This is a genomic window from Paenibacillus xylanilyticus, assembly GCF_009664365.1.
Classification (GTDB): domain Bacteria; phylum Bacillota; class Bacilli; order Paenibacillales; family Paenibacillaceae; genus Paenibacillus; species Paenibacillus xylanilyticus_A.
In genome coordinates, this window is sequence record NZ_CP044310.1 from 5,727,389 (window position 1) to 5,748,781 (window position 21,393).

Below are 21,393 nucleotides of genomic sequence, written 5' to 3' on the forward strand. Positions count from 1 at the left end.
TTCATCCATACTTCCCTATTTATTTATTGTATCACGTGAAGTCTCATTCTTACGGCTATCCTGTAGTGTACGCACTTCTTCACGCAATCGTTCGATCTCTTGCTGCATACTGCGCAGAGAGTCAATGACCGGATCGGGCAGCTGCTGATTCAGACGATCCACCCGGCGTCCGTCCTGCTTGACGATTCTCCCCGGTATGCCTACAACCGTACTGTTGGATGGTACTTCTTTCAATACGACCGAGTTGGCTCCAATGTTACATTGATCACCAACGCTGAATGAACCGAGCACTTTGGCTCCCGATGAGATAACCACATTATTGCCAATCGTCGGGTGTCTCTTTCCTTTTTCTTTCCCTGTTCCGCCAAGTGTAACCCCCTGGTAAATAACAACATCATCGCCTATCTCACAGGTTTCACCAATAACTACACCCATTCCATGGTCAATAAACAGCCGATTTCCTATGGTCGCTCCAGGGTGAATCTCGATTCCTGTCATAAAACGGCTGATCTGCGAGATGAACCGGGCAACCGAGAACCAGTTCCGTTTATAGAAAAAGTGCGCGATCCGGTGAGCCCATATGGCATGCAGCCCCGAATAGGTAAATACAACCTCGAACCATCCCCGGGCAGCCGGATCGTTTTCAAACACCGCCTGGATATCTGATCTGATCTTCTTGAACATGCTCGTTCCCCTCTTGTTCAGGTCTTCGTCCTCCGGCATACCGGACGGCGCAGCCCTCTTGGTAGTGTACTGCTGACTCGCCCCAAACAAAAAACGCCTCTGCAGCATAATGCTGCAGAGGCGTTAATCGCGGTCCCACTCTGCTCGGCTCAAACTTACGTATCAGAATTAGACAGTCAGCGAATGGCTGCCACCTCTTCCGACAAATAAGAATAAACCCTCAAGCGGTTCGGTAACGGAAACCAACCGTCACAACCTATCCTGACGTTTTCCTCTCCCACATGTACAAGAGGCGGGGCCGGATTCGGCTATGCAGCTCACGGGCGCATTTCGACCGACGGACAGTGGATGGTTCTCAGCCACCGCAGCCAAAGAAATTCATTCTTCGCTGCGGGACCATCCTCTCTGGAACTGTCCGGTTCGGTTTACTCCTCCCGGTCTTTGCTGTTCTATGATGAATGCTGAAACATGTCATTTAACCTTTGTGTTGCTATTATAGCGAAAAGGTACTGGACTGACAACAACCTTGCAATAACTTCATCCTAGGCGATACCGACCCTCACCCGCGGCAGTACCAGGATCTACAGCGTTCCTGGATTACGCGCCTTTCACCTGTGCATGCAGACGCTCAACAACCGTATCCCGGCCGAGCAGTACAATCGTCTGATTCAGGTCACGTCCATGGGTCTGTCCAGTCAGTGCTACACGAATAGGCATAAAGAGCTGCTTGCCTTTAAATCCGGTTTCCTTCTGTACTTCCTTAATCAATGCGGCCATTTTACTTGGGGTAAACTCTTCACTCGCCTGAACTTTATCGGCAAAGGCCTTCAGAACTGTTGGCACCTGCTCTTCTCCAAGTACGGCGGTCGCTTCTGCATCCAGCTCCAGATGGGAGCGGAAGAATACTTCGGACAGTTCCACAATGTCGGAGGCTGCAGTCATTTGCTCCTGGTACAGATGAACGAGTGTATACGCCCATTCCTTCTGCTCAGGTGACAGCTCAGCTGCGATGCGTCCTGCCTTTTGCAGATGCGGAATTGCCATTTCAGCAATACGATCCGGGTCTGCATGTTTAATATAGTGATTGTTCAAGTGTGCCAGCTTATGCGTATCAAATACAGCCGGGCTCTTAGACAAACGTTTGGTATCAAAGATAGAGATCAACTGTTCCTGCGAGAAGATCTCTTCTTCCCCTTCCGGCGACCAGCCAAGCAGGGAGATGAAGTTGAACATCGCCTCTGGCAAGTAGCCGAGCTGATCATATTGTTCGATAAACTGAATGACGGATTCGTCCCGTTTACTCAGCTTCTTGTGATTTTCATTCACAATCAGGGTCATATGACCGAATTGCGGCGGCTCCCAGCCGAGCGCTTCATAGATCATCAGCTGACGCGGCGTGTTGGAGATGTGATCTTCCCCGCGGAGAACGTGGGAGATTTTCATCAGGTGATCATCCACTGCAACAGCATAGTTGTATGTGGGAATGCCGTCTTTTTTCACAATGACGAAGTCCCCGGACTCTTTGCTGTTAAACGAAATGGTGCCTTTAACCATGTCATCAAACGTATATATGCGCTCTTCCGGTACACGGAAACGAATGCTCGAAATGCGGCCTTCCGCTTCAAAAGCACTGATCTGCTCTGGCGTCAGGTCCCGGTGTTTGCCCGAATAACGCGGCGTTTCTCCACGAGCCGTTTGCTCCTCGCGCTCTTGCTCAAGCTCTTCTTCCGTGCAGAAGCAGCGGTAAGCCAGACCTTTGTCCAGAAGCTCCTGGGTGTATTTGCGGTAAATATCCAAACGTTCTGTCTGACGATAAGGTCCGTATTCCCCGCCTACATCAATGCTCTCATCCCACTCGATTCCGAGCCATTTCAAATATTTAAGCTGGCTTTCCTCGCCACCCGCAATGTTCCGTTTTACGTCAGTATCCTCAATACGAATGATAAATTTCCCGTTATTATGCTTGGCATACAAGTAGTTAAAGAGCGCCGTACGGGCATTCCCGATATGCAGGTGTCCCGTTGGACTCGGCGCGTAACGCACACGAACTTCTGTGCTCATAAAATATCCCCTCCGTATACTAGTTGGTTGATAATATCACACACGAACAAGGCAAACAACCGATTGGGCCGCAATCCCCTCTCCCCGTCCAGGGAATCCGAGCTGCTCCGTAGTCGTTGCCTTGACATTGACCTGATCAACATCCGCTTCCAGAGCCTTGGCAATAACCTCGGCCATCTGTGGAATGTAAGGTGCCATTTTCGGTTTCTGCGCAATAATGGTGGAATCGATGTTGCCCAAACGATATCCGCGCTCTTTCACGAGCTGCCATACATGCTCCAGCAGTTTGAGGCTATCCGCGTCCTTAAACTCCGGATCGGTGTCCGGAAAGTGTTTGCCAATGTCCCCAAGTGCAAGTGCACCCAGAATGGCATCACTGATGGCATGCAGCAGCACATCTGCATCCGAGTGACCAAGCAGTCCTTTTTCATAAGGAATCGTTACCCCGCCAATGATGCACGGACGTCCCTCTACCAACTGGTGTACATCAAATCCCTGTCCTACACGTATCATCGCTTCTTCTCTCCCCCAAGCAAAAACGCGGCATATTCCAAATCTTCCGGCGTCGTTAATTTGATGTTGGTATAACTTCCTTCCACAACCTGGACGGACATCCCCTGGCGCTCAGCCAGCATGGCGTCATCCGTCCCCAGAAATCCGTCCCTTGCGGCCGACTCGTAAGCAAGCAGCAGTGAAGAAAGACGAAAAGCCTGCGGGGTTTGAATACTCCACAGACTGCTGCGGTCAGGCGTCGCCGTAACGATTCCCTCCGCATTCACTTGTTTAATCGTATCTTTCACGGGAACGGCCAGTACAGCGGCTCCCCCCGACATCGCGGCCTCCATGCAACCTGTAATCTGCTTACGGTCAACAAAAGGACGTACCCCGTCGTGAACGAGAACCCACTCCGTCTGTAAGGCCTTCAGGCCTTCTTGAACAGAATGCTGTCTCTCTTTCCCTCCGGGGATGACACGGACACGCGACTCCAGTCGGTATTCTTTTACCCAATCCAGGCAGCGTTCAACATCTGCGGCTCCGGTTACCAGCACAATCTCGCTGATCTCGTCCAGAGCGGCAAACACTTCAAGCGTATGTATGAAAACGGGCTTGTCCTGCAGCAGCAGAAACTGCTTGCTCTCGGTTGTTCCCATTCGGGTTCCCCGACCTGCTGCCACAATGACGACACCCCACCCTTTATCCATGCCGTAATCCCTGCCTTGTCTGTCAGTTTATCGTTCTACGATACTGAATATCTTCAAGCGATATAAATATCGGTGAACGATACACTACCCATCATACCCCTTTATTGGGCTTTTTCCAACAGTTTAGGCTTGGCAAAAATCATTCGTCCCGCGGAGGTCTGCAGCACACTGGTCACCAGCACTTCCATCATCATGCCGATATACTCGCGTCCGCCTTCCACGACAATCATCGTACCGTCATCCAGATAAGCTACACCTTGGCCATGCTCCTTGCCATCCTTGATGATCTGCACCATGATCTCTTCACCAGGCAGCACCACAGGCTTAACCGCATTCGCCAGATCATTGATGTTCAGTACAGATACACCCTGGAGCTCGCAAACCTTGTTCAGGTTGAAGTCATTGGTAACCACCTTGCCCTGAAGCACTTTGGCCAGTTTGACCAGCTTGCTGTCCACTTCCGATATTTCTTCGAAATCCCCTTCGTAAATGAGAACCTTCACGTCGAGTTCTTTCTGGATTTTATTCAAAATGTCGAGTCCACGCCGTCCTCTGTTTCGCTTCAGCAGATCCGAGGAATCTGCAATATGTTGAAGTTCTTCCAGGACGAATTCCGGAATCACGATTGTACCTTCGATAAACCCGGTCTTGCATATATCTGCGATACGGCCATCAATAATGACACTGGTATCCAAAATCTTGTGTTCTTCCATCCGTCTGTCTTCATCCAGCTCGGGATGACCCCATCGCCCAGACATCCAGAATGCAGCGAGGTCGTCTTTCTTCGCCATGGCTAACATGTACCCCGAATAACCGCTTACGGCCGTCAGAGCCACCTGAAGCACCTCTCCTGCTGTTCCCAGCCAAGTCAGGCATGGATAGAGCAGCAAGGCCACCAGTAACCCTGCAACAGTACCTGCTGCACCAGCAGCCAGTTCGTTCATCGGTACTTTAGCCAAAGCATCAATCCCATTTTGCAGCCTGCTTGCCAGCAAGGTTCCACCAATATTACATACAGCCATAAACAATACAGCACCCAGTGCCGTTGCTACTCCTGCCCCCAGCAGCCCTGCTGACTGAATCCATTCAGCCATCCACGGGACGGATTTTCCTGCCAGATGATATGCCGTGTAGCCAAACCATGCACCGCACAATCCTGTAAAAGTTAAAATGCCTTTTTTCCACATATGTCCCTGCACCTCCTTTAATTGTCCTTCATCTTCATATCCAGTATGATCCAATTGTTGGATTGCTAATCCCGGTTGCAAGAACTTTTTGGAAATGTTTGCAATCGTCAGTTGAAAGAAGGTAAATTATTGGCATATAATGAATTCAATTCATATCCCGAGGTGAGTAGCAAAATGAGTACGCTAAGTTTACAGGCTTTTCAGGATCAGGTTTCCGAGCTGTTGCTGCGTCATCGCAGTCTGATTGACGTACTGTCCAAAACAGGACAAGCCGGAGCTTCTGTCAACCGTGCCGTGTCCAAGGCCATTACCGAATGCGGCTGCATTGAGCTGCACGCCACCAAGCAGAAATATGCCCCCGAGAGCGGTATTGCTCAAACCAAGGGCCTGCTGGAAACGCATGTGGAAGGTGAATTGTGCGAGAATTGCAAAGAGGTCATCAGCTCCGAACTGGGGCGGAACCTGTTTTATATGTCAGCTCTCTGCAATCTGCTGGATATCAACATGGAAGAAGTCGTGAATCACGAATCACAGAAATGTTCGACGTTAGGGATGTTCAATTTGTCGTAAATGATTGGCGAAGTTGCCGTACAAGAGTAGGTACCGTATAGATTCGAATCAACAAAAAAAAGCACGTATGCTCCTGAAGGAGAATGCGTGCTTTTTCTTATTCATCCAAGGCAGTATGCCAATCCGTAAACCATTACCGATCGGAAGGACGAGAAGACTTCTCTTCCTTGCGCTTCTTCGCCCTGTTGCGGGAGGCTGCCATCCGCATATTATGCTTCATTCCATATAGAGCGTACAGCACCAGTGGAATAAAGATCAGCTTCGACAACTGTTCCGGGAAAATGACAGCAACCGCTACAGCAAATACAATCACCCAAGGAGCGATCCAGATCGCTTTTCGCGGCAGACCGACCTTTTTGAAATTCGGATATTTAAGCGAGCTGACCATCAGATAGGATAATAACAATGCAGCTATCATCATGCTCACGGGACCAATATCCTTGTTAAACAACGTCAGCGTTGCAAGCACACCTCCAGCTGCCGGAATGGGCAGGCCGGTAAAGTACCCGGGAATTCCCGGTCTTACATTAAAGCGTGCCAGCCGAATGGCTCCGCAAATGGGGAAGCTTGCCGTAGCGATCCAGGCGAGAACCGGTGATGCATCCTGAAAGGAAACCATAAACATAATGAGTGCCGGGGCTGCACCAAACGAAACCATGTCAGACAGGGAGTCTAGCTCCTTGCCAAATTCACTTTGGGCATTGAGTGCACGCGCTACCCGGCCATCCAACCCATCCAGCAGCATCGCCACGATCACCATAATTGCAGCCAGGCTGTAATTCCCATCAATTGCAAGCAGTATCGCCATCATTCCAAGAAACAGATTACCCAAGGTAAAGAGGTTCGGAATGAATCTGGTTAACATTGTTGTTTCACCTCATCATCTTCAGGGCCGTTATAGGCAAACCTATACTGATAGCTCTGGATTACATTTGTCTGTCGATAAACATTTGCTCCTGCAGACGCTTCAGCCCTTCCTTAATGGTCCGGGCGCGTACCTCACCAATACCGTCGACTTCATCCAGCTCTTCAATCGTTGCCATAATCACATGCGGCAATTGTTCAAATTGGTCCACCAGGTTATGAATAATGACATTGGGAAGACGTGGTATCTTATTCAATACCCGATATCCGCGTGGTGCAACCGAATCTTCCGATGTAGCAGCCGATGAAGGATAGCCGAGCAGACGGACGATGTGATGTGCATCCAGCAATTCATCATCCGACAGGCGTTTGAGGCCCACGATAATTTCCCGAATTTTCTCGTCGCTATCATCTCGTGCATAGTCCTTGTACAGTAACCACGCTTCTTCTTCCGTTGTTCCAACCAATTCCTCCATTTGCATGGAGATCAATCGTCCTTCATTCCCAAGTTCATGGATGTAGCGCTTGATTTCCGTTTTGATGCGCATCACCATTTCCGTACGTTGAATGACATTTACCACTTCAGGAATAGTGACAAGTTCTTCGAACTCCGAGGCACTTAGATTCGTAAGGGATTGGGTAAGTACAGCTTTGTACTTCTCCAGCGTTTGAATCGCCTGGTTAGCCTTCGTCAGAATAACGCCAATTTCCTTGAGCGAATATCTAAGCGTTCCCTGATATAAGGTAATAATATTCCGGCGCTGCGAGATGGATACGACTAATTTGCCTGTTTGCTTGGCTACACGTTCTGCTGTCCGGTGACGGATCCCTGTCTCAGAGGAAGAGATGGAGGAATCCGGAATAAGCTGGGTGTTGGCATACAGAATACGCTTCAGGTCCTCGCTAAGAATGATGGCACCGTCCATCTTGGCGAGTTCATATAGATAGTTGGGGGAGAAATCGCAATTGATCGAGAACCCCCCGTCGACCACTTCCATTACTTCAGGGCTGTATCCTACAACAAGCAGTGCCCCCGTCTTGGCGCGCAGCACGTTCTCCAGACCTTCGCGGAAAGGTGTACCTGGTGCGATCAGCCTCAACAATTCATTCATATTATCCAGTTGGCTCGAATCTTTCATCTTGTTATGCCCCCTAATCTAAAGCAACCGCTAGTGCATCTGCCACGGTATTCACACCGATCAATTGTATCCCGCGAGGATGTTTCCAGCCCTTTAAGCTTTTCTCCGGTAAAATGACTCGTTTGAAGCCCAGCTTCTCGGCTTCCTTCACACGTTGTTCAGCCCGTGATACGGCCCGAACCTCACCTGTCAAACCAATTTCGCCAAATATTACGTCATCTGGCTTGGTCGGCACATCCCTCAGACTGGATGCTATGCTGACGGCAACCGCCAAATCCACCGCCGGTTCATCGAGCCGAACTCCCCCAGCTACATTCAGGTACGCATCCTGCGTTTGCAAAAACATGCCCATCCGCTTCTCAAGCACGGCAATAATCAGGTTCAGCCTGTGATGATCTATCCCTGTTGCCATACGGCGGGGAGACGGGAAATGTGTCGCAGAGATGAGCGCCTGCAGCTCAACCAGCATCGGTCTAGTGCCTTCCATACTTGCAACTACCGTAGAACCCGCTACACCGAGCGGTCGTTCCGACAAAAAAAGTTCGGAAGGATTGCCCACTTCACGCAAGCCATCTTCGCCCATTTCGAAAATACCAATTTCATTGGTTGAACCGAAACGGTTTTTAACCGCACGTAACAGTCTATACGTATGATGACGTTCCCCTTCAAAATAAAGAACACAGTCCACCATATGTTCCAGCATACGCGGACCAGCGATAGCTCCTTCTTTCGTAACATGCCCCACAAGCACGGTTGCAATGCCTCGGCCTTTCGCAATCCGCATAAACCGAGAAGTACATTCCCTTACCTGTGCTACGCTGCCGGGTGCACTGGTGACTTCTGGGAGATATACCGTCTGAATAGAGTCGATGACAAGAAAATGCGGCTGGATCTGCTCCACCGCTTCCTCTACACGTTCCATATTCGTTTCACACAGCACATACAGTTCAGGAGAGAGTGCATCCAGACGGTCAGCCCGCAATTTGGTCTGTTTCACCGATTCCTCACCCGAAACATATAACACGCGCAAACCCGAATGCGTTAGAGCATGCGAGGTTTGCAGCATCAGCGTTGATTTTCCGATTCCCGGATCTCCGCCTACCAGCACGAGAGAACCCGGAACAATTCCTCCACCCAATACCCGGTTCAGCTCTCCAATTCCAGTCTGCACACGCGGTTCCTGACCGCTATCTATATCTATGATGGGAAGCGGTTTATCTTTACTGTCAAAGAGGGGGGAATTTCTCCCTTGTGTTTTGACAACCGTTTCCGTTTCTTCCACCATGGAATTCCATGACTGACACCCCGGACATTTGCCGTACCACTTGGGGGCTTCATAACCACATTCCGTACATTGAAACTTGGTTTTAACTTTGGCCACTTCAGCACTCCTAGGATTTATTTTATAACAGCATTTTGCATTTTTCGACGAATTTTGCCCTGAATTTCTGACGTGCAGGGTTAATAAAAGTTTACCATTGTTTGAGATTTTTCGTAAAGGATTATCGTAAACTTTACACATGTTCCTTGGACAACAATAAAATAAAAAATCCTCTCCGGCCGAAGCCGGAAAGGATCATAAACCATTTCTCAGGTTTGAAATTTGCTTATTTGGTTTCGATTTCTTCATTGGAAGGAACGGCAGCTTCCTTTTTGGTTACGGACAGTGCACCATTCTCTTCGTCGATCAACAACGAATCGCCTTTGGTTACCGTACCTGTAAGCAATTCTTCAGACAATTTGTCTTCGATATGCTTCTGGATTGCCCGGCGAAGCGGACGAGCACCGTAAGCTGGATCGAAGCCAGCTTTGGCCAGGAAGGCCTTGGCGTTGTCTGTAAGCTCGAAGTCGACTTCATATTCACGCAGACGTTTCCGGAGCTCCTCGCTCATGAGGGAGACAATCTCAGCAATGTGTTTCTCTTCAAGAGAGTGGAACACGATGATCTCATCAATCCGGTTAAGGAACTCTGGACGGAAGCTTTTTTTCAGCTCATCCATGACTTTACCCTTCATGTTATCGTAATCCGCACCTGCATCCACAACCGCTGTGAAGCCGAGTGTAGAGTTACGTTTAATCGCTTCGGCACCCACGTTGGATGTCAGAATGATCAATGTGTTGCGGAAGTCCACGACACGACCTTTTGAGTCTGTCAGACGACCATCCTCAAGCACTTGCAGCAAGATATTGAATACTTCCGGATGTGCTTTCTCGATCTCGTCGAGCAGGACTACGGAATACGGTTTGCGACGAACTTTCTCTGTCAACTGACCGCCTTCTTCGTAACCCACATATCCTGGAGGCGCTCCAACGAGTCTTGAAGTCGAGTGTTTCTCACCATACTCGGACATGTCGATCCGGATCACTGCATTTTCATCGCCGAACATAGCTTCGGCAAGCGCACGAGCCAGCTCGGTTTTACCTACCCCAGTAGGACCGAGGAAGATGAAGGATCCCATTGGACGTTTTGGATCTTTCAATCCAGCACGAGCACGGCGAACCGCACGGCTGACTGATTTCACGGCTTCGTCCTGACCGATGACACGTTCATGCAGGATGGATTCCAGATTCATCAGGCGTTGTGTCTCTTCTTCTTTCAGCTTGTTCACTGGAATTCCTGTCCAGTTGGCTACCACTTGTGCGATATCCTCAGGCGTTACTTCGGAATCGGTGCGACCTTGTTTTTCTTTCCATTGGTTCTTCGTTACATCCAGCTCTTCACGGATTTTTTGTTCCGTGTCACGCAGAGCTGCTGCTTTTTCGAACTCCTGGCTTTGGACCGCTGCGTCTTTTTCCTTACGGATATCTTCGAGACGGCTTTCCAGCTGTTTCAGGTTCGGCGGAATAGTGTATGAGTTCAATCTTACTTTGGAACCCGCTTCATCAATCAGGTCAATCGCTTTGTCTGGAAGGAAACGATCTGTGATGTAACGGTCGGACAATTTAACCGCCTGTACAATCGCTTCGTCCGTAATTTTCACACGGTGGTGGGCTTCATAACGATCACGCAGGCCGTGCAAAATTTGAATAGCTTCTTCCGGAGAAGGCTGATCTACAGTAATCGGTTGGAAACGACGCTCAAGCGCTGCATCCTTCTCGATATATTTGCGGTATTCATCCAGGGTTGTTGCCCCGATGCATTGCAATTCTCCACGAGCCAGAGCCGGTTTCAAAATGTTCGAAGCATCAATGGCGCCCTCAGCTCCGCCTGCACCGATCAGGGTGTGCAATTCGTCGATGAACAGGACAATGTTACCTGCCTGACGAATCTCATCCATGATTTTTTTCAAACGATCCTCAAACTCACCACGGTACTTTGTTCCGGCAACAACAGAACCCATATCCAGGGTCATGACACGTTTGTCGCGCAAAGTCTCCGGAATTTCGTTGGCGATGATTTTCTGTGCAAGACCTTCAGCAATCGCTGTTTTACCTACACCAGGTTCACCAATCAATACCGGGTTGTTCTTGGTACGACGGCTCAATACTTGAATGACACGCTCGATTTCTTTGCTGCGGCCGATAACCGGATCCAGGTTGTTCTCCTTCGCATAAGCGGTAAGATCACGTGCCAGACTGTCCAGTGTTGGTGTGCTTACATTAGCAGGCGTTCCATTATGACTGGATACAGCCTCACTGCTGCCAAGCAATTGCAGCACTTGTTGACGTGCTTTGTTCAAACTAATACCAAGGTTGTTCAGCACGCGTGCTGCAACGCCCTCGCCTTCACGAATCAATCCGAGCAAGATATGCTCTGTACCTACATAGGTGTGGCCCAATTTGCGAGCCTCATCCATGGACAGTTCAATTACTTTTTTCGCACGAGGCGTATATGCAATGTTCGTAGGTTGCTCTTGACCGCGGCCAATCAGCGTTTCTACTTCATCTTGAATTTTTTCCAATCCGAGTCCCAGGCCGATCAGCGCTTTGGCTGCGATGCCTTCGCCTTCACGAATGAGGCCGAGCAAAATGTGCTCTGTACCGATGTTATTATGACCGAGACGGACAGCTTCTTCCTGCGCGAGTGCGAGCACCTTTTGGGCCCGTTCCGTAAATCTTCCAAACATCATATCTCCTGCACCTCCATGGTTTTGGATAAAACGTGGGCCTTGTTCATGATCCCGACGTATAATTCATATCATTCTTGTTTGCAGCCATGCTGCGAATAAAGTCATTTGGCATTTAGTCCAATGCCCGTTTTATATAAAGCCGCAGACGCGGCATGAAACCTAAATATTAAATCTCACGAAAACAATTACTAGGATTGACTGGCTGCATTGATCGTATCACGAATCAACTGAGCCCGGTAGATGTCACGCTCATCTGTGCGCATATCTTCTCCGAATGTTTTCTGCAAAAAGCCTGGTTGTGTCATCACGTTTAACTCATTCATTACCGTAATGGACAATCCATTCAACAGCCCCAGATCTACACCTAAGCGAACATCCGAGAGACGCTGTGCGGCTTCCTTGGAATCCATAATGGCTGCGTGGGACAAAATCCCATATGAACGCATCACTCTATCGGTAATCCGCAGTCTCGAGTCGGAAATTAACCGCTCTCTGGCTGTACGTTCATGCCCAATCATCTGTAGCACTACGCTGTGCAGATTATCGATAACCTCTTGTTCCGTCTGTCCAAGCGTAATTTGATTGGAGATCTGGAAAAGGTTGCCCATCGCTTCGCTGCCTTCGCCATATATCCCACGCACGGTTAACCCCACTTGAGAAACAGCTGTCAGGATGCGTCCAATCTGCTGTGTCATCACCAGCGCAGGCAGATGCATCATTACAGATGCTCTTACCCCTGTACCTACATTGGTAGGACAGCTGGTCAGGTACCCTCTGCGATCATCAAAGGCATAATCCACATGCGCTTCAAAAGCATCATCTATGGCGGAAGCTTTCTCCCAGGCTTCTTTCACCTGGAACCCCGGATAGAGGCATTGGATACGAAGATGGTCTTCTTCGTTAATCATAATACTGATGGATTCATCCTCACTGAGAATAACCGCACCATTTTTTGATTCGTTCACAAGACTGGGGCTAATTAAATGCTTCTCCACCAGCACCCGCTTATCGAGATCATCAATATCCATCAGGTCCAAGGTATGGAAATCTCCAAAGGCATGAACGTCATCATATTGAAGTACTTCGCTCAGCTTATTCAGCACTTCTTCCGATTGCTCATTGGAAGCAAGCATTGGAAATGGGTAATGCTGAAGATTACGTGCGATCCGGACACGGCTGCTAATGACGATTTCGGAATCAGCCGCTTCACTGCGCATCCAGTCGCTGAGCGCCTTCTCTGTAAAGCGCAGATTAGGCATTACGCGTCCCTCCTACTCATGACAAACTCTACTCCTGAGCTATTTCTTTTTCAAGTTCCCTGATCTGGTCACGGATCTGAGCCGCCTCTTCAAATTCTTCCTGGGCGATACTCTCCTGAAGATCGCGCTTCAGGTCGGCAATCTGCCGCTTCACTTTAATGCGACCACCAGCTCGTGCAGGCACTTTGCCCACATGGGTTGTGTTGCCATGAACCCGTTTGAACAACGGATCCAGACGGCTGTCAAAATATTTATAACAAGAACTGCAGCCGAATCGGCCGATTTTGCTAAACTGTGAGTAAGTCATGCCGCACTCTTCACAGCGAAGAGTCTGAGCAGGGGGAGCCCCGGCATTTCCATTCTTAGGTTCGAAATCAAGTAACCCGGACAACAGATTGTGAATGGAAAATCCATTCGATGTTCCGGGAATCATTTCTCCCTTTTCACGGGCACATGACTCACAAATATGGAATTCCGTCTTTTCTCCATTTACGATTTTGGTGAAATGAAGAGTCGCCGGACGTTTGTCGCATTCTTGGCACAGCATTTAGGATGTACCTCCTTGATCCCGATAGGTTTTCATTTACCGAGCAAAGATATTAACATCGCCTTTAACATTCTGGCACGAATTTGATCCCGGTAAGGAAGTTTGACCAATAAAATTTCTCTTGATACAGCTGCACGCATCAACCCGGCTTCCCTTTTACTCAGGAAACGTGCTTCTTCCAGCTGATAGATCAAGCCTTCGGCAGCTGTCTGTCCAATCTCATCCCCGATGCTATGGTGCAGATGATTATGCAAAGCAGAGTGGGCCGGCAATTCAATCCGCTGTATGCGGACATAACCGCCACCACCACGTTTACTCTCGACCAAATATCCTTTTTCAAGAGTAAAGCGTGTGCTTATTACATAGTTGATCTGGGATGGTACGCATGAGAATTGATCTGCAAGATCATTGCGCTGAATTTCAACCATTCCTTCGGGACTTTCATGCAAAATACTCTTCAGATATTGTTCGATAATATCAGAGATATTACGCATCCACTCATCCTCCACTGTCTGAAACGTTAAGTCAATAAGGACCCACACGCCCCCACAGAGTACACCTTCTCAACCCATTTAACCAAACAGGGAAACGACGAATCTTGATTTCCAGTGGCTTATTCGGGAGAGCAAGGACGCACGAAGGTCCTCTTGGTACTGCCTCTTTCCGATGATATCCATTGTTCATGAAATGTGTCTCATCACCGGAATGTAGAAAGAAAGCTACGTAAGTATTTAACCTTCAGTTGACTTTGACTTTCTTTGACTTTATATACATTATAGCATATTTTGTGGTTTTGCCAAGTGGGGTCACTATTCATTTTTTACGATTTTACACGAAATATTCCCCGGACACAAAAAAACTTCTCCAAAAAAGCCGGAGAAGTTCATTTGTCTCACTGTAGCACTGTTTTTCTATTAATATGAAAAGGGAAGGCACCCAGTATGAAGTGGCTTCGGATATACTCTTAAACAACATTGAAAATCAGAAGAAATCCATCAGGTAGGTTTGACGAATAGGGATCGCTTTTTCCAAAGCCTGAATATCCTCTTCCGAGCCTTGAATCCTGTCAATTCGGGCCATCTCAGCAGGTCTGCGATACCCCATCAACACTGCCGTGAGCGATTGGATGTTAAGTCTGATATGCTGCACAGGCTGATCTTCCGTCGTAAGCTCCCCCTTTTTCCAGATGGAAGCTGTTCCGTTCATAGCCACGTTCAATTCCCATACCCCTTCATTCCACGGAGCATGTGCATCTTCTACCTCAAGCTGAATCTGTACCGGAGAGTCTTGGCTTGCAAAAGGATACTGCGAAATGAACTGCTCCACACTAACGATTCTCGCCATAAAGTATGGGGTAACCTCCTGCTGAATGCGCGGACTATCCAGTTGAAAGGCCAGTGTATCGTTCGCAGGCGCTTTTAACGTCACTTCATCAATCATCGAGTCATGGTTGGCAATAAACATCCATAACCCTTGTCTTGCCTCTTCATTTAGATGAACCAACTCACCGATGGTAAATTTTCTTTCCTTAACCTCATAAAGAACGTAGCCTTGAGGCAGTCCTGCTTCATCATAGTAAACAGCCCGCTGGCTACCTTTCTTAGCATAAACTGAATTTTCCCACCAGGCATCATTCCGGGTTAAGGTTCCGTTATAACGTTCTGCATACGTGTCATATACCTCTTTCAGCACCGAAAGCTCTGGATTGCCCCGCCGGAGAGTACCTGAAGTTGGCTTCTTCGCAGGTAATTGATCGGTAGACAGCTTGTAATTTTTAAACTCTACATAAGTCTCCCATCCATATTTCCGATAAAAAGCAAACGAGAACGGATGCAGGAAGGAAATACTTTGTTTATTCCGATTCATCTCTTCGAGTGCAGATTTAAGCAGCCCTGCTACCCAACCTTTGCGCCGGTATTCCGGCCATGTTGCCACACCTGCAATACCGCCCATCGCAAATGATCGACCTTGAATATAAGTTTGAAAAGGAATGATATGAAGCTTCGCTCCAACTTGTACATCCTCATATACTCCCAATACATTGTGTGAGTTGAACTCCTTACGGCGCTTTTCAACCTGTTCCTCGTTTAATTCAAACTGAAAAGCGTACTCCGAAAGCGTCATACATGCTTCAAAATCATCAGTGGTTAGTTTACGAATATCCATATCATCCTGCACCCCATTCTTCAGAATTGTAAGCAACTCAAATTGTGTCCTTAAATGTGATGTATGTATCTTCTATGAGTGTGTCAGAGGCGTCGTACAAAGTCAAATAAGAGATGCTGACGCATCTCCGGGGATTCATATTTAGATGTGTAAAGTATAAGTACAACGAAAAATAAACAAATAAAAACCACCACCGAGATTCTTCGGCAGTGGTTCTTTGCTTGGCAGCGTCCTACTCTCCCAGGACCCTTCGGTCCAAGTACCATCGGCGCTAGAGGGCTTAACGGTCGTGTTCGGGATGGGTACGTGTGGAACCCCTCCGCCATCGCCACCAAACGAGCATTTGTGTATCAAATGCGTTCGCGTTCCATTCGGTCCTACACATCGGTGTGGATGAATGGTTCAGCGTCTGTGGAACTGAAAATCATACACACATTGGAGTGTTGTACCGATTTTCATTTCAGAGATCATTCTCTGAAAACTAGATCCGAAACGAAACTTGCGACTAGAACCTGCGATTTGGATAAGCCCTCGACCGATTAGTACTGGTCAGCTCCATGCATTACTGCACTTCCACCCCCAGCCTATCTACCTCGTCGTCTTCAAGGGGTCTTACATACTGGGAAATCTCATCTTGAGGGGGGCTTCACGCTTAGATGCTTTCAGCGCTTATCCCGTCCGTACATAGCTACCCAGCGGTGCTCCTGGCGGAACAACTGGTACACCAGCGGTACGTCCATCCCGGTCCTCTCGTACTAAGGACAGCTCCTCTCAAATTTCCTACGCCCACGACAGATAGGGACCGAACTGTCTCACGACGTTCTGAACCCAGCTCGCGTACCGCTTTAATGGGCGAACAGCCCAACCCTTGGGACCTACTTCAGCCCCAGGATGCGATGAGCCGACATCGAGGTGCCAAACCTCCCCGTCGATGTGGACTCTTGGGGGAGATAAGCCTGTTATCCCCAGGGTAGCTTTTATCCGTTGAGCGATGGCCCTTCCATGCGGTACCACCGGATCACTAAGCCCGACTTTCGTCCCTGCTCGACTTGTAGGTCTCGCAGTCAAGCTCCCTTATGCCTTTGCACTCTTCGAATGATTTCCAACCATTCTGAGGGAACCTTTGGGCGCCTCCGTTACTCTTTAGGAGGCGACCGCCCCAGTCAAACTGCCCACCTGACACTGTCCCCGTACCCGCTAAGGGCACCAGGTTAGAACCTAGATACGATCAGGGTGGTATCCCAACGGTGCCTCCACACAAGCTGGCGCTCATGCTTCAAAGGCTCCCACCTATCCTGTACAGATCGTACCCAAATTCAATATCAAGCTGCAGTAAAGCTCCATGGGGTCTTTCCGTCTTGTCGCGGGTAACCTGCATCTTCACAGGTATTAAAATTTCACCGGATCTCTCGTTGAGACAGCGCCCAAGTCGTTACGCCATTCGTGCGGGTCAGAATTTACCTGACAAGGAATTTCGCTACCTTAGGACCGTTATAGTTACGGCCGCCGTTTACTGGGGCTTCGGTTCACAGCTTCGGATTGCTCCTAACCGCTCCCCTTAACCTTCCAGCACCGGGCAGGCGTCAGCCCGTATACTTCGCCTTACGGCTTCGCACAGACCTGTGTTTTTGCTAAACAGTCGCTTGGGCCTTTTCACTGCGGCCCCCTCGTGCTATTCACACTACCGGGGCACCCCTTCTCCCGAAGTTACGGGGTCATTTTGCCGAGTTCCTTAACGAGAGTTCTTCCGCGCGCCTTAGAATTCTCTTCTCGCCTACCTGTGTCGGTTTGCGGTACGGGCACCTTCATCTGGCTAGAGGCTTTTCTTGGCAGTGTGAGATCATGACCTTCGCTACTGTAATTTTCACTCCCCATCACAGCTCAGCCTTACGATGTGCGGATTTGCCTACACATCAGCCTCACTGCTTGGACAGACATCCATCAGTCTGCGTCACTACCCTACTGCGTCCCCCCATCGCTCGTAACGATTTACGGTGGTACAGGAATTTCGACCTGTTGTCCTTCGACTACGCCTTTCGGCCTCGCCTTAGGTCCCGACTTACCCTGAGCGGACGAGCCTTCCTCAGGAACCCTTAGGCTTTCGGCGGATCAGATTCTCACTGATCTTTTCGTTACTCATACCGGCATTCTCACTTGTATAATGTCCAGCGCTCCTTACGGTACACCTTCAACCCTTATACAACGCTCCCCTACCCCTGATCATAAGATCAAGCCATAGCTTCGGTGGTGTGTTTAGCCCCGTTACATTTTCGGCGCAGAGTCACTCGACCAGTGAGCTATTACGCACTCTTTCAATGGTGGCTGCTTCTAAGCCAACATCCTGGTTGTCTGTGCAACTCCACATCCTTTCCCACTTAACACACACTTGGGGACCTTAGCTGATGGTCTGGGCTGTTTCCCTTTTGACAATGGATCTTAGCACTCACTGTCTGACTCCCGGAAGTAAGTCTATGGCATTCGGAGTTTGACTGAGCTTGGTAACCCTTGCGGGCCCCGCACCCAATCAGTGCTCTACCTCCACGACTCTGTTTTCCGAGGCTAGCCCTAAAGCTATTTCGGGGAGAACCAGCTATCTCCGAGTTCGATTGGAATTTCTCCGCTACCCCCACCTCATCCCCGCACTTTTCAACGTGCGTGGGTTCGGGCCTCCAGTGCGTGTTACCGCACCTTCACCCTGGACAGGGGTAGATCACCCGGTTTCGGGTCTACGTCCACGTACTAACTCGCCCTATTCAGACTCGCTTTCGCTGCGGCTCCGGCTCTTCACCTTAACCTTGCACGGGAACGTAACTCGCCGGTTCATTCTACAAAAGGCACGCCATCACCCCTAAAACGGGCTCTGACTTCTTGTAAGCACACGGTTTCAGGTTCTATTTCACTCCCCTTCCGGGGTGCTTTTCACCTTTCCCTCACGGTACTGCTTCACTATCGGTCGCTAGGAAGTATTTAGCCTTGGCAGATGGTCCTGCCGGATTCATACGGGGTTTCACGTGCCCCGCACTACTCGGGATCCGTCTCGGAGGGAACAGACTTTCAATTACAGGGCTTTTACCTTCTTTGGCGGGCCTTTCCAGACCTCTTCGTTTAACCGGTTCCTTTGTAACTCCATGTGAGACGTCCCACAACCCCAGAGAGCAAGCTCCCTGGTTTGGGCTGTTCCGCGTTCGCTCGCCGCTACTGACGGAATCACTATTGTTTTCTCTTCCTCAAGGTACTTAGATGTTTCAGTTCCCCTGGTATGCCTCTACATAACCTATGTATTCAGTTATGAGTAACTGGATATTACCCCAGTTGGGTTTCCCCATTCGGACATCCCCGGATCAAAGCTTGCTTACAGCTCCCCGAGGCAGTATCGTTGTTCGCCACGTCCTTCATCGGCTCCTAGCGCCTAGGCATCCTCCGTGTGCTCTTAGTAGCTTAACCAATTCGCTCGTGTTCGAGCTGTCTCTTCCCTTGGTTTGCTTGCGCAAATCCAAAAGTCGTTCCATTCGATCACTCGCTCATACAGTATCACTAATATTTGAAACTTGTTTGTACACAAGTTCAGCTAAAAGGAATGTTCTAATTCGCAATTTTCGTTTCGATATCTAGTTTTCAAAGAACAAGCTAAATAGACGAAATTCTTTGGTGGAGCCAAGCGGGATCGAACCGCTGACCTCCTGCTTGCAAGGCAGGCGCTCTCCCAGCTGAGCTATGGCCCCTCAAATTCCATCAAAACTGAACAAATGGATAAGTAACGATGTTGCTATCGCAGGTTCAGTGAACCTGCGTATTTGAATGTTTCCGCTACGGGAAACGATTCTCCATAGAAAGGAGGTGATCCAGCCGCACCTTCCGATACGGCTACCTTGTTACGACTTCACCCCAATCATCTATCCCACCTTCGGCGGCTGGCTCCTTGCGGTTACCCCACCGACTTCGGGTGTTATAAACTCTCGTGGTGTGACGGGCGGTGTGTACAAGACCCGGGAACGTATTCACCGCGGCATGCTGATCCGCGATTACTAGCAATTCCGACTTCATGCAGGCGAGTTGCAGCCTGCAATCCGAACTGAGACCGGCTTTTTAGGATTCGTTCCACCTCGCGGCTTCACAGCCCGTTGTACCGGCCATTGTAGTACGTGTGTAGCCCAGGTCATAAGGGGCATGATGATTTGACGTCATCCCCACCTTCCTCCGGTTTGTCACCGGCAGTCACCTTAGAGTGCCCACCCGAAGTGCTGGCAACTAAGATCAAGGGTTGCGCTCGTTGCGGGACTTAACCCAACATCTCACGACACGAGCTGACGACAACCATGCACCACCTGTCTTGAATGTCCCGAAGGAAAGGCACATCTCTGCACCGGTCATTCAGATGTCAAGACCTGGTAAGGTTCTTCGCGTTGCTTCGAATTAAACCACATACTCCACTGCTTGTGCGGGTCCCCGTCAATTCCTTTGAGTTTCAGTCTTGCGACCGTACTCCCCAGGCGGAATGCTTAATGTGTTAACTTCGGCACCAAGGGTATCGAAACCCCTAACACCTAGCATTCATCGTTTACAGCGTGGACTACCAGGGTATCTAATCCTGTTTGCTCCCCACGCTTTCGCGCCTCAGCGTCAGTTACAGCCCAGAGAGTCGCCTTCGCCACTGGTGTTCCTCCACATCTCTACGCATTTCACCGCTACACGTGGAATTCCACTCTCCTCTTCTGCACTCAAGTCATCCAGTTTCCAGTGCGATCCGGGGTTGAGCCCCGGGATTAAACACCAGACTTAAATGACCGCCTGCGCGCGCTTTACGCCCAATAATTCCGGACAACGCTTGCCCCCTACGTATTACCGCGGCTGCTGGCACGTAGTTAGCCGGGGCTTTCTTCTCAGGTACCGTCACTCCTTAAGCAGTTACTCTTAAGGACGTTCTTCCCTGGCAACAGAGCTTTACGATCCGAAAACCTTCATCACTCACGCGGCATTGCTCCGTCAGGCTTTCGCCCATTGCGGAAGATTCCCTACTGCTGCCTCCCGTAGGAGTCTGGGCCGTGTCTCAGTCCCAGTGTGGCCGATCACCCTCTCAGGTCGGCTACGCATCGTCGCCTTGGTGAGCCGTCACCTCACCAACTAGCTAATGCGCCGCAGGCCCATCCTCAAGTGACAGATTGCTCCGTCTTTCCAGCTCCCTTCAGGCGAAGAAAGCAAGTATTCGGTATTAGCTACCGTTTCCGGTAGTTGTCCCAAGCTTGAGGGCAGGTTGCCTACGTGTTACTCACCCGTCCGCCGCTAAGCATCAAGGAAGCAAGCTTCCTATCAACTCCGCTCGACTTGCATGTATTAGGCATGCCGCCAGCGTTCGTCCTGAGCCAGGATCAAACTCTCCAATAAAGTATTGAAAAGAGCGATTAGCTCATTTTGAATCTGACGATTCGTTGTATATCATAAGTCACTTTCCATTTGTTCAGTTTTCAAGGAACTTGTTGTCCGTTTCTGTTGACCATTGTCAACCGGACAGGATATTTATTTTATCATGTTAACCAACTAACTGTCAACACTCTTTTTCGTCATCATTCAAACTCTTTCGACAATCACTCGTTTGAAGCGACAAGAAATAATATACCATGTCTGAATTTAGATAGCAAGCATTTTT

14 protein-coding genes, 1 tRNA gene and 3 rRNA genes are annotated in these 21,393 nt (G+C 49.3%); 1 reads left to right on the top strand and 17 read right to left on the bottom strand.

Annotated features, from left to right (window positions below; all coding sequences use genetic code 11):
- Positions 1 to 15: 15 nt before the first annotated feature.
- From cysE to F4V51_RS25735, 5 genes are all read right to left on the bottom strand, one after another.
- Positions 16 to 684, bottom strand: coding sequence for a serine O-acetyltransferase (cysE, locus tag F4V51_RS25715; protein WP_153980065.1), 669 nt, complete (start codon positions 682 to 684; stop codon positions 16 to 18).
- A 597-nt stretch (positions 685 to 1,281) separates the two neighbouring features.
- Positions 1,282 to 2,745, bottom strand: coding sequence for a glutamate--tRNA ligase (gene gltX / locus F4V51_RS25720; protein ID WP_153980066.1), 1,464 nt, complete (start codon positions 2,743 to 2,745; stop codon positions 1,282 to 1,284).
- 36 nt (positions 2,746 to 2,781) lie between these two features.
- Positions 2,782 to 3,258 carry a 2-C-methyl-D-erythritol 2,4-cyclodiphosphate synthase gene (gene ispF, locus F4V51_RS25725; protein ID WP_153980067.1) on the bottom strand — a complete coding sequence of 159 codons (477 nt, stop codon included), beginning with the start codon at positions 3,256 to 3,258 and terminating at the stop codon, positions 2,782 to 2,784.
- Positions 3,255 to 3,947 (bottom strand): 2-C-methyl-D-erythritol 4-phosphate cytidylyltransferase, encoded by a 693-nt coding sequence (gene ispD / locus F4V51_RS25730; RefSeq protein ID WP_153980068.1) that lies wholly within the window; start codon positions 3,945 to 3,947, stop codon positions 3,255 to 3,257. The genes ispF and ispD overlap by 4 nt, the downstream gene beginning before the upstream one ends.
- 101 nt (positions 3,948 to 4,048) lie before the next feature.
- Positions 4,049 to 5,134, bottom strand: a complete 1,086-nt coding sequence (locus F4V51_RS25735) for a PIN/TRAM domain-containing protein (protein WP_153980069.1) — start codon at positions 5,132 to 5,134, stop codon at positions 4,049 to 4,051.
- Positions 5,135 to 5,308: 174 nt separating this feature from the next.
- Here F4V51_RS25735 and F4V51_RS25740 point away from each other — a divergent pair, with 174 nt between their 5' ends.
- The gene (locus F4V51_RS25740; protein WP_095293446.1) at positions 5,309 to 5,704 is read left to right on the top strand and encodes a nucleoside triphosphate pyrophosphohydrolase family protein; all 396 of its coding nucleotides are present in this window, start codon (positions 5,309 to 5,311) and stop codon (positions 5,702 to 5,704) included.
- A 133-nt stretch (positions 5,705 to 5,837) separates the two neighbouring features.
- On the opposite strand, the gene pssA is transcribed toward F4V51_RS25740, so the two are convergent.
- From pssA to F4V51_RS25800, 12 genes are all read right to left on the bottom strand, one after another.
- Complete coding sequence (gene pssA / locus F4V51_RS25745) at positions 5,838 to 6,569, bottom strand: CDP-diacylglycerol--serine O-phosphatidyltransferase (RefSeq protein ID WP_153980070.1); 732 nt, start codon at positions 6,567 to 6,569, stop codon at positions 5,838 to 5,840.
- A 61-nt stretch (positions 6,570 to 6,630) separates the two neighbouring features.
- Positions 6,631 to 7,707 (bottom strand): DNA integrity scanning diadenylate cyclase DisA, encoded by a 1,077-nt coding sequence (gene disA, locus F4V51_RS25750; RefSeq protein WP_127540919.1) that lies wholly within the window; start codon positions 7,705 to 7,707, stop codon positions 6,631 to 6,633.
- Positions 7,708 to 7,720: 13 nt separating this feature from the next.
- Positions 7,721 to 9,088 (bottom strand): DNA repair protein RadA, encoded by a 1,368-nt coding sequence (radA, locus tag F4V51_RS25755; RefSeq protein ID WP_095293438.1) that lies wholly within the window; start codon positions 9,086 to 9,088, stop codon positions 7,721 to 7,723.
- Positions 9,089 to 9,314: 226 nt separating this feature from the next.
- Entirely contained in the window at positions 9,315 to 11,777 is a 2,463-nt protein-coding gene (clpC, locus tag F4V51_RS25760) for an ATP-dependent protease ATP-binding subunit ClpC (protein ID WP_153980071.1), read from the bottom strand.
- A gap of 188 nt (positions 11,778 to 11,965) precedes the next feature.
- Positions 11,966 to 13,036 carry a protein-arginine kinase McsB gene (locus F4V51_RS25765; protein WP_153980072.1) on the bottom strand — a complete coding sequence of 357 codons (1,071 nt, stop codon included), beginning with the start codon at positions 13,034 to 13,036 and terminating at the stop codon, positions 11,966 to 11,968.
- Positions 13,037 to 13,064: 28 nt separating this feature from the next.
- Positions 13,065 to 13,583, bottom strand: coding sequence for a protein-arginine kinase activator protein McsA (locus tag F4V51_RS25770; RefSeq protein WP_153980073.1), 519 nt, complete (start codon positions 13,581 to 13,583; stop codon positions 13,065 to 13,067).
- A gap of 32 nt (positions 13,584 to 13,615) precedes the next feature.
- Positions 13,616 to 14,077, bottom strand: a complete 462-nt coding sequence (locus F4V51_RS25775) for a CtsR family transcriptional regulator (protein WP_095293442.1) — start codon at positions 14,075 to 14,077, stop codon at positions 13,616 to 13,618.
- Between the two features lie 487 nt (positions 14,078 to 14,564).
- Entirely contained in the window at positions 14,565 to 15,749 is a 1,185-nt protein-coding gene (eis, locus tag F4V51_RS25780; protein WP_153980074.1) for a GNAT family N-acetyltransferase, read from the bottom strand.
- Between the two features lie 219 nt (positions 15,750 to 15,968).
- Positions 15,969 to 16,085, bottom strand: a 5S ribosomal RNA gene (gene rrf / locus F4V51_RS25785).
- A 183-nt stretch (positions 16,086 to 16,268) separates the two neighbouring features.
- A 23S ribosomal RNA gene (locus tag F4V51_RS25790) occupies positions 16,269 to 19,193 on the bottom strand.
- 202 nt (positions 19,194 to 19,395) lie between these two features.
- Positions 19,396 to 19,471, bottom strand: a tRNA-Ala gene (locus F4V51_RS25795).
- 108 nt (positions 19,472 to 19,579) lie between these two features.
- A 16S ribosomal RNA gene (locus tag F4V51_RS25800) occupies positions 19,580 to 21,131 on the bottom strand.
- Together the 16S, 23S and 5S rRNA genes with 1 tRNA gene alongside form the textbook arrangement of a ribosomal RNA operon.
- Positions 21,132 to 21,393 lie beyond the last annotated feature (262 nt).

Excerpts from the sequence above, each read along its gene's own strand:
- cysE (WP_153980065.1), bottom strand. The coding sequence starts at position 684 with ATGTTCAAGAAGATCAGATCAGATATCCAGGCGGTGTTTGAAAACGAT.
- gltX (WP_153980066.1), bottom strand. The coding sequence starts at position 2,745 with ATGAGCACAGAAGTTCGTGTGCGTTACGCGCCGAGTCCAACGGGACAC.
- ispF (WP_153980067.1), bottom strand. The coding sequence starts at position 3,258 with ATGATACGTGTAGGACAGGGATTTGATGTACACCAGTTGGTAGAGGGA.
- ispD (WP_153980068.1), bottom strand. The coding sequence starts at position 3,947 with ATGGATAAAGGGTGGGGTGTCGTCATTGTGGCAGCAGGTCGGGGAACC.
- F4V51_RS25735 (WP_153980069.1), bottom strand. The coding sequence starts at position 5,134 with ATGTGGAAAAAAGGCATTTTAACTTTTACAGGATTGTGCGGTGCATGG.
- F4V51_RS25740 (WP_095293446.1), top strand. The coding sequence starts at position 5,309 with ATGAGTACGCTAAGTTTACAGGCTTTTCAGGATCAGGTTTCCGAGCTG.
- pssA (WP_153980070.1), bottom strand. The coding sequence starts at position 6,569 with ATGTTAACCAGATTCATTCCGAACCTCTTTACCTTGGGTAATCTGTTT.
- disA (WP_127540919.1), bottom strand. The coding sequence starts at position 7,707 with ATGAAAGATTCGAGCCAACTGGATAATATGAATGAATTGTTGAGGCTG.
- clpC (WP_153980071.1), bottom strand. The coding sequence starts at position 11,777 with ATGATGTTTGGAAGATTTACGGAACGGGCCCAAAAGGTGCTCGCACTC.
- F4V51_RS25765 (WP_153980072.1), bottom strand. The coding sequence starts at position 13,036 with ATGCCTAATCTGCGCTTTACAGAGAAGGCGCTCAGCGACTGGATGCGC.
- F4V51_RS25770 (WP_153980073.1), bottom strand. The coding sequence starts at position 13,583 with ATGCTGTGCCAAGAATGCGACAAACGTCCGGCGACTCTTCATTTCACC.
- F4V51_RS25775 (WP_095293442.1), bottom strand. The coding sequence starts at position 14,077 with ATGCGTAATATCTCTGATATTATCGAACAATATCTGAAGAGTATTTTG.
- eis (WP_153980074.1), bottom strand. The coding sequence starts at position 15,749 with ATGGATATTCGTAAACTAACCACTGATGATTTTGAAGCATGTATGACG.